7 protein-coding genes and 1 pseudogene are annotated in these 11,007 nt (G+C 62.9%); 4 read left to right on the forward strand and 4 right to left on the reverse strand.

Features of this window, described 5'->3' with window-relative positions; translation table 11 throughout:
- Positions 1-174: 174 nt before the first annotated feature.
- The 3 genes from J2X01_RS12200 to pdhA are packed head-to-tail and all read right to left on the reverse strand — an operon-like array spanning position 175 to position 4,009.
- On the reverse strand, positions 175-1,635 hold the full coding sequence (locus J2X01_RS12200; RefSeq protein ID WP_310057441.1) for a dihydrolipoamide acetyltransferase family protein: 1,461 nt from the start codon (positions 1,633-1,635) through the stop codon (positions 175-177).
- A 2-nt stretch (positions 1,636-1,637) separates the two neighbouring features.
- Positions 1,638-2,762: an alpha-ketoacid dehydrogenase subunit beta gene (locus J2X01_RS12205; protein WP_310057443.1), complete on the reverse strand. Its 1,125-nt coding sequence runs from the start codon at positions 2,760-2,762 to the stop codon at positions 1,638-1,640.
- Positions 2,759-4,009, reverse strand: a complete 1,251-nt coding sequence (gene pdhA, locus J2X01_RS12210) for a pyruvate dehydrogenase (acetyl-transferring) E1 component subunit alpha (protein ID WP_310057444.1) — start codon at positions 4,007-4,009, stop codon at positions 2,759-2,761. Before pdhA ends, J2X01_RS12205 begins: the two co-directional genes overlap by 4 nt.
- A gap of 159 nt (positions 4,010-4,168) precedes the next feature.
- Here pdhA and J2X01_RS12215 point away from each other — a divergent pair, with 159 nt between their 5' ends.
- From J2X01_RS12215 to wecC, 3 genes are all read left to right on the forward strand, one after another.
- Positions 4,169-4,633, forward strand: coding sequence for an Lrp/AsnC family transcriptional regulator (locus tag J2X01_RS12215; RefSeq protein ID WP_310057446.1), 465 nt, complete (start codon positions 4,169-4,171; stop codon positions 4,631-4,633).
- Between the two features lie 1,151 nt (positions 4,634-5,784).
- Positions 5,785-6,993 carry a non-hydrolyzing UDP-N-acetylglucosamine 2-epimerase gene (gene wecB, locus J2X01_RS12220; RefSeq protein ID WP_310057450.1) on the forward strand — a complete coding sequence of 403 codons (1,209 nt, stop codon included), beginning with the start codon at positions 5,785-5,787 and terminating at the stop codon, positions 6,991-6,993.
- Position 6,994: 1 nt separating this feature from the next.
- The gene (wecC, locus tag J2X01_RS12225) at positions 6,995-8,239 is read left to right on the forward strand and encodes a UDP-N-acetyl-D-mannosamine dehydrogenase (protein WP_310057452.1); all 1,245 of its coding nucleotides are present in this window, start codon (positions 6,995-6,997) and stop codon (positions 8,237-8,239) included.
- A gap of 364 nt (positions 8,240-8,603) precedes the next feature.
- Here the strand turns inward: wecC and J2X01_RS12230 are convergent.
- Positions 8,604-9,351 (reverse strand): annotated as a pseudogene (locus J2X01_RS12230) (ATP-binding protein).
- Positions 9,352-9,552: 201 nt separating this feature from the next.
- On the opposite strand from J2X01_RS12230, the gene J2X01_RS12235 reads away from it, so the two are divergent.
- Complete coding sequence (locus J2X01_RS12235; RefSeq protein ID WP_310057455.1) at positions 9,553-10,845, forward strand: ISL3 family transposase; 1,293 nt, start codon at positions 9,553-9,555, stop codon at positions 10,843-10,845.
- Positions 10,846-11,007: the final 162 nt, after the last annotated feature.

Genomic DNA, 11,007 nt, shown 5'->3' on the forward strand with positions numbered 1-11,007 from the left:
AATAGAACGGCCTTGCCGAACTAGAAACGCAGTTTAAGTTTTCCGGGTCCCATCCGTTGCGCTGTCAGGGCTCAACAACGACGGGCTTGGGAATTCTGCCCCAGGCTGACGCCGCGCATGGGTCATTGACAAATGGCTTCCCCCTAAACTGCGAATTAGGGGCATTGCCTTAACTCACATATCAGCCATCACCGACCCCGGATTCTCGATAGCGTCGGCCACGTAGCGCAGGAAGCCGCCAGCGGTTCCGCCGTCGCAGACGCGGTGGTCGAAAGTGAGGGTCAGTTCGGTGACCTTGCGGACGGCCAGTTCGCCGTTGACCACCCAGGGCTTGTCGATGATGCGCCCGACGCCGAGGATTCCGACTTCGGGGTGGTTGATGATGGCGGCGGAGCCGTCCACCCCGAACACGCCGTAGTTGTTCAGCGTGAAGGTGCCGCTGCCCAGTTCCGCGGGGCTGGCCTTGCCGTCGCGGACCACGGCGGTGAGCCGGCGGATTTCGGCATCCAGTTCGCGGGCGCTGAGTTTGTCCGCGTTGCGTACTGAGGGCACCATCAGGCCGCGGTCGGTTTGGGCCGCGAAGCCGAGGTTGACACCGTCGAAGGCGACAATCTCCTGGGATGACCCGCCGCTGGTGTCCTCGGTGGTGACGATCCGGGTGTTCAGTTCCGGGAACTTCTTCAGCCCGGCGGTGACGAAGCGTGCGATGAACGCCAGCAGGCCCGGGGTGTGGTGCGGGTCGGCCTTCTTCAGCGCAGCACGCATCTCCACGAGAGCGGTGGCGTCCACATCCACCCACACGGTGGCTTCCGGGATCTCCGACCGGCTGCGCGTCATGTTCGCCGCGACGGCCTTCCGGACGCCGCGGACGGCGGTGCGCCCGGTGATGCCCAGTCCGGTGCGGGTGTCGGTGTCACCGGCGCCGGCGCCGGTGATCGGTGGTACCGGCGTGGTTTCGACCGGCGCAGCTACCGGGCGTTCAAGCACCGAGGGCTTGATGACCGCCTCGACATCGCGCCGCATGATGAGCCCGCTGGCCCCGGACCCCTGGAGTTCGCCCAGATCAACGCCATGGTCGCGGGCCATCCTTCGGACCAGCGGGGAAATCACAGCCCCCAGCTTCCCGGGCACCCGGGTCCGCATCAGCACCAGGTCATCCGCGGCCTTCTCAGCCGCAGACACCGGGGCCGTCGGCTCGGCCACCGCGGTCCCGGCCGCAGACTTCCGGGGCCGGGTCCGCCTGGCCACGCCGTGCCCGCCCGGAGTCCCGTACCCGATCAGGACATTGCCGGACCCGGCTTTCTCTTCCTCGCGGTACACTTCGGCCGCAACTTCAGCAGTTTCGGCAGGCTCAACCGCCGGGGCGGCGGCCGGCGCAACCGCTGTGGCACCGGCCGGCGTAACGGAGATCAGCGGTTTGCCGACGTCGAGGGTCTGGCCCGGTTCGCCGTGCAGCACGGCGACGGTGCCGGCGTACGGGGAGGGCACCTCCACCATGGACTTGGCCGTCTCGACCTCGGCGATCGGCTGGTCGACGCGGATTTCGTCGCCCACGGCCACGAGCCAGTTCACGAGTTCGGCTTCGGTGAGGCCCTCGCCCAGGTCCGGGAGGAGGAATACTTTCGGTTCGCTCATGGTCAGTCTTCCCACTGGAGGTCGTCTACGGCGTCGAGGATGCGGTCCACGCCGGGCAGGTAGTAGTGCTCGAGTTTCGGCGCCGGGTACGGGACGTCGAATCCGGTGACGCGGCGGATCGGCGCGGCCAGGTGGTGGAAACAGCGTTCCTGGACCCGGGCGACGATCTCGGAGGACACGGAGGCGAAGCCGTGGGCCTCGGCGATGACCACGGCGCGGCCGGTCTTGCGGACCGAGGCACAGACGGTCTCGTCGTCGAACGGCACGATCGAGCGGACGTCGATTACTTCGAGCGAGCGGCCCTCCTCGGCGGCCGCCGCTGCCGCTGCCAGTGCGGTGGGGACGGACGGCCCGTACGCGATCAGTGTCGCGTCGGTGCCGGGGCGGGCCACGGCGGCGCGGCCCTCGGAGGACGTGCCGCGTTCGGTGTTCTCCGAATGTTCGGCGCGCAGGGCGGCCAGGTCCACCTGGTCCTTGGACCAGTAGAGCTTCTTGGGCTCCATGAACATCACGGGATCGTCGGAGTCGATGGCCTCGCGGAGCATCCGGTAGCCGTCCGCGACGGTGGCCGGGGTGAAGACCTTCAGGCCGGCGGTGTGGGCGTAGTAGGCCTCGGAGGAGTCGCAGTGGTGCTCCACTCCCCCGATCCCGCCGGCGTACGGGACCCGGATGACCATCGGCAGCTTCACGGCGCCCTTAGTGCGGTTGTGCATCTTGGCGACGTGGCTGACGATCTGTTCAAAGGCCGGGTAGGCGAAGGCGTCGAACTGCATCTCGATGACCGGGCGCATGCCGTTCATGGCCATGCCGACGGCCATGCCGACGATGCCGGACTCGGCGAGCGGGGTGTCGAAGCAGCGGCTCTGGCCGAAGGTCTTGGTGAGCCCGTCAGTGATCCGGAAGACGCCGCCGAGCATGCCGACGTCCTCGCCGAAGACCAGGACCGAGGGGTCCGCGTGCATGGCGTCGGCCATGGCGGTGTTCAGGGCCTTGGCGAGGGTGATAATCTGCGGGCCGGTCTGCGCTGCCTTTTGCTCGGACGCGGCGGCTGCGCTGGCGGCCGCGCGGGCGGTGGCGGCGCTGACGTTGCCGTTCGCCTCGGACGAGGTGGTGATGGTGGGGCTCATTTCACGGCCTCCGTATTGGTTGCGGCGTCGCGGGCGAGTTCGTCGGCGAGCAGGGCGGACTGTTCCTGGAGCTGGGGCGTGGGGGTGGAGAAGACGTATTTGAAGAGGTCCTGCGGTTCCACGGGGACGTCCTCGCCCAGGCCTTCGCGGAGCTGGGTGGCCACGGCTTCGGCCTTTTCGGCGATCCCGGCGGCGCGGTTCTCGTCAAGCAGTCCGCGCTCCGTGAGGTAGGTCTTCATCCGGCTCAGCGGGTCCTTGGCCACCCATTCGGCGACTTCGCTGTCCTGGCGGTAGCGGGTGGCGTCGTCGGCGTTGGTGTGGGCCTGCATCCGGTAGGTGTGGGCCTCCACCAGCAGCGGTCCGGAGCCTTCGCGGGCGAGCCGGACGGCGCGACCCAGCACGGCGAGGAGGGCGACGATGTCGTTGCCGTCCACGCGTTCGCCGGCCATGCCGTAGCCCACGGCCTTGTGGGCGAGCGACGGCGCGACGGACTGGTGCGCCAGCGGCACGGAGATCGCGTACTGGTTGTTCTGGACGAAGAACACGACCGGCAGGTGGAACACCGCGGCGAAGTTCAGGGCCTCGTGGAAGTCGCCCTCACTCGTGGCGCCGTCGCCGCACATGGCCAGGACGACGGTGTCCTCGCCGCGCAGTTTGGCGGCGTGGGCCACGCCGACGCCGTGCAGCAGCTGGGTGGTCAGCGGCGTGCACTGGATGCCGACCTTGTGCTTGGCGGGGTCGTAGCCGCCGTGCCAGTCGCCGCGGAAGAGCGTCATGGTCTGGACGGGATCCACGCCGCGGGCCATCACGGCCACGGAGTCGCGGTAGGTGGGGAACATCCAGTCGCTGTCGGCCAGGCAGAGTGCGGCGGCGACCTGGCAGGCCTCCTGGCCGTGGCTGGAGGGGTAGACGGCCATGCGGCCCTGCCGGACCAGGGCGGAGTTCTGGTCATTGACGCGGCGTCCGACGACCAGCTGCTCGTAGGCGGCCAGCAGTTCCTCATCGCCGGGGAGAGTGTATTCGTGACCGGGCTGGGCGCCCTGCTCGGTGCGCGGGTTCAGGGTGCCGTCCGGGCCCACCATCTGGATCTGGTGCCGGGCCGGCAGCATGTAGTCCTCGACCGTGATGCCGAATTTGCGGACCGCCTCGCTGGCGGCGTCTTCCGGCGCATTGCCCGGTGCCGCAGCGCCGGGTGTCTGGTTCCCGGCCGCCGGGTGCTGCGCAGTGTGGTCTGCGGAGATCGTCATGGGTCCGTCCTTCTGTAGCCACTATTCCTTTCAAGTATGGCGCTGGACGATGTTTCGTATCCAGCTCCGTTGAGAATCATGGAGAAGACCAAATAAATGTCCTAGTCTGGAAGACGAATCGTAAGTGTGAGCTGGATTACCGGCGGGGGTTGTGGACAAATGGCAGAAGCCGACGCGGACCAGACGGCGGTGCCGCTGGATGATGTGGACCGGAACATCATTGCCGAGCTGACCCGGGACGGCCGGATGTCCGTCACGCAGGTCGCGGAGAATGTCCACATCTCACGCGCCCACGCCTACACACGGATTGCCCGGCTGACTGGCGAGGGTGTGCTGACCAAGTTCACGGCACTGGTGGATCCGATCAAGGCCGGCCTGAAGTCGTCTGCCTATGTGACCTTAAAGGTGCGGCAGCATTCCTGGCGGGAGCTCCGCGAGTTGCTGCGTGCCATCCCGGAGGTGCACCACGTCGCCCTGGTGGGCGGGGACTTCGATGTCATCCTGCTCGTACGTGCCGTGGACAATATCGATCTGCGCCGGGTGATCTTCGACCAACTGCAGTCCATGCCCGGTGTGCTGGACACGCAGACGTTTTTGGTGTTTGAGGATCTGGATACCCGCTAGCCGGCCGCCTCGGATTATGTTCAGAAGGCCCTCGAGTCGCCTTCCAGCGCGAAAGAATCTCAGGCACGACTTGTGCCACATACCGCATACCGCATACCGCATACCGCATACCGCATACCGCATACCGCATACCGCATACCGCATACCGCATACCGCATACCGCAAGATTATTGAGCCCCAGATCGGCGGGGACACGCTCGCTGGACCGGACAGGAAGTTCTCGCCCTGTTATTTACGATAGGAGGCGTTGCTGCCGGTTCGGAGGCACATGTTGACTGGTGACAAAGGCACAACAAAGTCTCGGCCGGACTGAGGATAGGAGATGAACACCGGACTCGGTGTCGGCAACGCCCGGCCTCACCCCGTCGCGTTGAGTGCCACCGGCGGCCGGGTCTTGGATAATCGTCGCCTCGGGACCAGGCACCGCTGCCAGATAATCCCCGGGCTGCAGCCGTGAACGCAGCGATGGTGATCGCCAACCAGCCACAAACCGTCGGCGCGCACTGTCACTAGCCGTGGCGGAGACTGCGGCTCTGCTGTCGAACTTGCTGCCCTCCGCATTGCGACGAAAATTAGGCACCTCAACGACAACCGAACCACCGTGCCCGACGAAGTCGAAAACTCCTCGATTGCGACCCGAAGCTACGGTCTTGATGTCCATGCCGAGACAGTCGGCATCAAGACCGCAGAAAAGAGGCCCAGATCCAACTTTCGCCGGGCATCTTGCCGCCAATGCCTGCGTTTTCCCGGTGACTTAGTGATCCGAGACCCCGGCCAAGGCCGAACTTCCCGCGCGCGTGAGTAAGCAGGAGTTCAAGAACGTGATGTTAAGGTCCGCCTGGATCGTCAGCGGACACTATTCAGCATCGAAGACTCGATACCAAAGGAAATGGGCACGGGCAGCATCTCGATGCCATCGGTATCCGTCGACCCTTCACGCGCGGCGACGCCTTCTACTCCAGGCCACACATGCCACTTTCTGCCAGCGAACCCCGGTCTCCCGCTCGATCAAGAGCATAGCGCTACCTCCGACGGGTCGGGCCACGTGCCGCAGAACGTGGAGATAATCAACACATTTTAACAATGTCCGACATTCAGAGAGGGATTGGTAGGGTTGTCGCTGACGAGCCACGAGCGGTCCAGGGGGATCAATGCTAACAATCATGCCCATATATGGCACTCGGCCTGAAGCCATTAAGATGGTGCCGATTGTCAGCGCTTTGCGCTCATCTGCTCACTTCGAGTGCCTTGTGGCAGTAACCGGACAGCATCGCATGATGCTAGACCAAGTCAACGAACTCTTCGGAGTAATTCCTGATTTTGATCTCAATATTCACAAAGCAAAGCAGTCCCTCAACGGCATCATGGCGCGCACGCTTGATGGCATTGACAACATCCTTTCGATCCACAGGCCTGACGCCGTCGTGGTTCAGGGGGACACCACAACCTCAACGGCCGGCGCCATCGCGGCTTTCAATCACGGTATTCCCGTAATTCATGTGGAGGCAGGTCTGCGGAGCGGCGACATTGCTTCCCCTTTCCCTGAAGAGGGAAATAGGAAAGTCACCTCTCAGATTACGAAGTTGCACCTAGCGCCGACAGCGCTGAGCAAAGATAATCTCATCCGCGAAGGGATCAGCCCCTTCGATGTCGTTGTAACGGGAAACACCGTGATCGACGCATTGCTTGCCACCTTGGATAAAAAGGTCCTCTTCGAAGACCTACGCCTCGAACAACTCTCGGCCCCGGATAGCAAGATCCTTCTCGTAACGACTCATCGACGCGAGAACCAAGGTGACGCGATGAGAGGGGTCGGCCAGGCCATCGCGGAAATCGCCCGTAGAGAGCCCGCCGTCACGATTGTCTTGCCGGTCCACAAGAACCCAATCGTTCGCGAAGCCGTTCTACCGCCGCTGGAAGGGCTGACTAACGTGATCGTGACGGAGCCGCTCAGCTATGGCGAATTTACCCGATTGATGGCAATGTCCACTATTGTTCTCACTGACTCGGGGGGGGTGCAAGAGGAAGCCCCTAGCCTGGGTAAGCCAGTTCTCGTCATGCGAGAAAACACAGAACGTCCCGAAGCTGTTCACGCCGGTACAGTGAAACTGATCGGCACGGACCCCCAGAATATTGTCCGTGAAGTCGCCACTCTCTTTAACAACTCTCAAGCCTTCTCGCAAATGGCGAATGCGGTCAATCCCTATGGAGACGGGCGCGCAGCGGAACGAACAGTGGCAGCGATCGCTGAATTGTTCGGCGTTGGCAAGCGTATGGCAGACTTCGAGTCAGATAGATTGCGCGCGGTTTCGAATCCGGAGCACCCCGTGGATGTTGTTTCAGTGAAGGACAATAATTAATATGACTGCAATTCAGTCAGTAGTAGTCGTGGGCCTAGGATACATAGGTTTGCCCACCGCAGCGATACTTGCCACTCACGGTCTTGACGTCACCGGCGTCGACGTGAACTCAAACACCGTCGAAGCCGTCAACCGCGGGGCAGTCCCCTTTGTAGAGCCGGATCTCGAGGTACATGTGGCCGGGGCGGTCCAGCAGGGGCGGCTCCAGGCCACGACATTGACGCCTTCCGCCGACGCCTTCATCGTTGCGGTTCCGACGCCGTTCGGCGATCACCACGAGGCAGATTTGAGTTATATCCGGGCTGCTGCAGAGTCAATTGCCCCCGTCCTGAAGGGCGGTGAACTCATTGTTCTTGAGTCCACATCGCCCCCGGGAGCAACGCGGATGATGAGTGACCTGATCCTTCGCCTACGACCAGATCTCACGCTGGAGCCCAATCGGGCCGAGTCGATATACGTGGCGCACTGCCCCGAACGCGTGCTCCCCGGCCGCGTAATGATTGAACTGGTGACAAATGACAGAATCATCGGCGGGCTCAATGGAGAGTCGTCGCAAAGGGCTAAGGAACTGTATAGCCGGTTCTGCAAAGGTGCCATCCATCTCACGGATTCCTTGACGGCCGAAATGGCAAAGTTGGTCGAAAATTCATATCGTGATGTGAACATTGCATTTGCTAACGAATTGTCAATGATTTCAGATGACTTGAACATAGATGTCTGGAGGTTAATTGAACTGGCCAACCACCATCCGCGCGTGAATATCCTCCAGCCCGGCCCTGGCGTTGGAGGCCATTGCATTGCAGTGGACCCGTGGTTCATTGTCGCGGCAGCACCTGAACGGGCCAACTTGATACGTGCGGCGCGACAAGTCAATGATTCAAAACCGGCATATGTAACCAAACGAGTCATGGACAAAGCACAAAGGTTCCTGGAACCCCGAATTGCCGTTCTGGGGCTGGCTTTCAAACCAGACATCGACGATCTCCGGGAGTCCCCGGCACGAGAAATCGTAAACGACTTAGCACTGAAGCTGCCGACTGCATCCATCTTTGCAGTCGAACCCCATGTGCAGAAGCTGCCGCCGGAACTAGAGGCGCTACCCAACGTGTCGCTCCGCGACCTGCATTCTGCTGTTGATGATGCGGACATCGTCGTACTGTTGGTGGACCACACCCAAAACAAAGATTTCGCGAGGAACCTGTTAAACGAGAAGATCGTCATAGACACAAAAGGTGTCTGGCGATGACTGGTTGCACGCGGCCAGTCACTCTGGCTGTCTGCCCCTAAACACCGCTGCAGCTGATAAGTAGGGGTTCTTGCCAAGAGGGCAAGGGTTAGCGGTCCGGGACTGATTGGTCCTGGACCGCTCTTTTAGTATCCGTTCTTCGGCGTCGTCCCAGTTGGCTGGCGCGTCACGTTCGAAGGCCCTTCAAGGTTTATGAGGAACGGGATTCCCGGATGAGTTTCATGCCGCCATCCGGACGGCACTTCTCCTGATGAGTATTTGAAGGTTTGGAGGCCACCCGATATTGCCTTTCGGGGCCATTGATATTGCCGGTGGGGGCCAGTGGCCGAGGTTGTGGGGGCCACCGGCCCCCACCGACGTTTTCTTACTGCTTCATGGTGGCGTGTTCGCGCATGTTGTGGTTGCCGGTATCGACCCAGATGGTGTTGTGCACGATGCGGTCCATGATCGCATCGGCGTGGACCCCGGAGCCGAGCCGCTGGTGCCAGTCCTTCTTGGCGTACTGGGTGCAGAACACGGTCGATGCTGTGTCGTACCGGCGCTCCAGCAGTTCCAGCAGCATGCTGCGCATGCCCTCGTCGGGGTGGTCGAGAAGCCATTCGTCGATCACGAGGAGGGTGAAGGCCGCGTACTTGTTCAGGAATTTGGTTTGTCCCTGTGGCTTGTCCTTCGCCAGCGCCCAGGCTTCCTCAAGGTCGGGCATGCGGACGTAGTGGGCCCGGATCCGGTGCTGGCAGGCTTGCTTGGCCAGCGCGCACCCCAGGTACGACTTCCCGGATCCGGTGAATCCCTGGAACACGACGTTCTGCTGCCGTTCGATGAACGAGCACGTGCCGAGCTGGGCGATCACGTTCCGGTCCAGACCACGCTCGTCCACGAGGTCGAGTCGGCGCAGATCCGCGCCCGGGTAGCGTAGCCCGGCGCGCCGGATCAGTCCCTCAACCTTGTCGTGGTTGAACCCGGAGTGGGCCTCGTCAACGATCAGTCGCAGTCGTTCCTCGAAGGCCATGCCGAGCACGAGCGTCTCGTCCTGAGCCTCGAGCGCCTCCAGCATCGGGGCGGCACCCATTTTCACGGAGCTTGCGTTTGGTTTCGATATCGATCCCGCTCACTTGGCACCACCTGCGTAGTATTCGGCGCCGCGCACGTATCCGCCGTGTTCGGCCGGTTCATCCCGTGGTGGCCTGAGTCCGGCGGCTTTGTCGGCTCTTCGTGGTTCGTGGGGAATTGATTTCGTGTCATAGCAAAAAGGGGCCCGTGGCCCTGCTGGGATGAGTGTGTCTAGCATTCAACCAGGAACAGGACCACGAGCCTTGATTGAGCCTACCGGTGCGGCGGCCGACGCTGCCACCAGCATCTTCAACCTGCCCGACTACCGCGTTATCGCCGCCACCATCCTGGACGATGGTCGGCGCCAGGTCATTGTCGAAACCGATCAGCCACCGCGCTGTCCCAGCTGCGGTGTCGTGGCGACGCGGCGGAAGGAACGCCGCTTCCAGCGGATCCGCGACATTCCCGTCGCCGGCGCCGTGGAGGTCCTCTGGTCCAAGTACCGCTGGCACTGCGAGGAGCCGGCCTGCCCGCGGCTCTCGTTCTTTGAATCCACCGCCCAGGTCCCGCGCCGTGCCCGCTCCACCGGCCGGCTCCGGGACCACGTCGTTGACGCAGTCATCAACTCCGGCCGCGCCGTGTCCGAGACCGCCGCCGCGTTCGCGGTTTCCTGGTGGCTGGTCCGTGCCGCGCTGACCGAAGCCTGCTTCCTCACCCTGCCCGAGGTGGACGAGCTCAGACCCCGGATGCTGGGCATCGATGACCACCGATTCCGATCCGTGCGATTCTTCCGAGACCCTGAATCCACGTCCTGGATCCGGCACGAGCCGTGGATGACGACCATCGTGGACCTGGACACCGGGCAGGTTCTGGGCGTGGTCGACGGTCGGGACCACAAGGGCGTCGGGGACTGGCTCTTCGCCCGGCCGCTCGAGTGGCGTCTGGGCGTGCAGGTCGTCGCGATCGACCCGTCAGCTGCGTTCCGGAAAGCGTTGAGGATGTGGCTCCCACGCACCGCTGTCGCGGTCGATCATTTCCATCTGGTCTCCCTCGGCAACCAGGCCATGACCGAGGCCAGGCAGAACTTGTCCCAGCAGGTCAAGGGCCGCCGCGGCCGAGGCGTGGACAAGGCCTGGGCCCACCGGATGCTGCTCCTTCGGGCCGGTGACACGCTCTCCGACAAGGCAGCACACCGGCTGGCTGAGGTCTTCGCCGCCGACGACCCGACAGGCAAGCTGCAAGCCGTGTGGAAAGTCAAGGAACAGCTCAGGGTTCTGCTGCGCACCAATTCCCTGGCCGACGCGGCAGCGGCGAAAGAGGACCTCAAGGTCCTCGTGGAAGCGGCCGCACGGCCCGAGACAAACAAGCTCTACCGCACGATCTGCCGCTGGTGGAACGAGATCGAAGTCCTCATCGTCACCGGCGGCACCACCGGCAAGGTCGAAGCCAACAACACCGGCATCAAGCACATCAAACGCACCGCACGCGGCTACCGGAACGCCGGCAATTACAAATCAGTTATTCTCATGAGAAGTGCCGCCCGGACGGCGGCATGACACTCATCCAGGAATCCATTTCCCCACGAACCTTGAAGAGCGCGTAAACGGGAGACACTTCTTTCGCGATGACGAGGATGTGGCGGCGACGAGTAAACTTGGAAACCTCTGAGTTAGAGGGCTTCTTGGTCTCTCTTCAGCGCCGGAACCAGCGAAGCCGGA

The organism is Arthrobacter ginsengisoli (assembly GCF_031456935.1).
Taxonomy (GTDB): domain Bacteria; phylum Actinomycetota; class Actinomycetes; order Actinomycetales; family Micrococcaceae; genus Arthrobacter; species Arthrobacter ginsengisoli.

What these genes read in the sequence shown, in the direction of transcription:
- J2X01_RS12205 (WP_310057443.1), bottom strand. Translation starts at nt 2,762, where the DNA reads ATGAGCCCCACCATCACCACCTCGTCCGAGGCGAACGGCAACGTCAGC.
- wecC (WP_310057452.1), top strand. Translation starts at nt 6,995, where the DNA reads ATGACTGCAATTCAGTCAGTAGTAGTCGTGGGCCTAGGATACATAGGT.
- J2X01_RS12215 (WP_310057446.1), top strand. Translation starts at nt 4,169, where the DNA reads ATGGCAGAAGCCGACGCGGACCAGACGGCGGTGCCGCTGGATGATGTG.
- wecB (WP_310057450.1), top strand. Translation starts at nt 5,785, where the DNA reads ATGCTAACAATCATGCCCATATATGGCACTCGGCCTGAAGCCATTAAG.
- J2X01_RS12200 (WP_310057441.1), bottom strand. Translation starts at nt 1,635, where the DNA reads ATGAGCGAACCGAAAGTATTCCTCCTCCCGGACCTGGGCGAGGGCCTC.
- pdhA (WP_310057444.1), bottom strand. Translation starts at nt 4,009, where the DNA reads ATGACGATCTCCGCAGACCACACTGCGCAGCACCCGGCGGCCGGGAAC.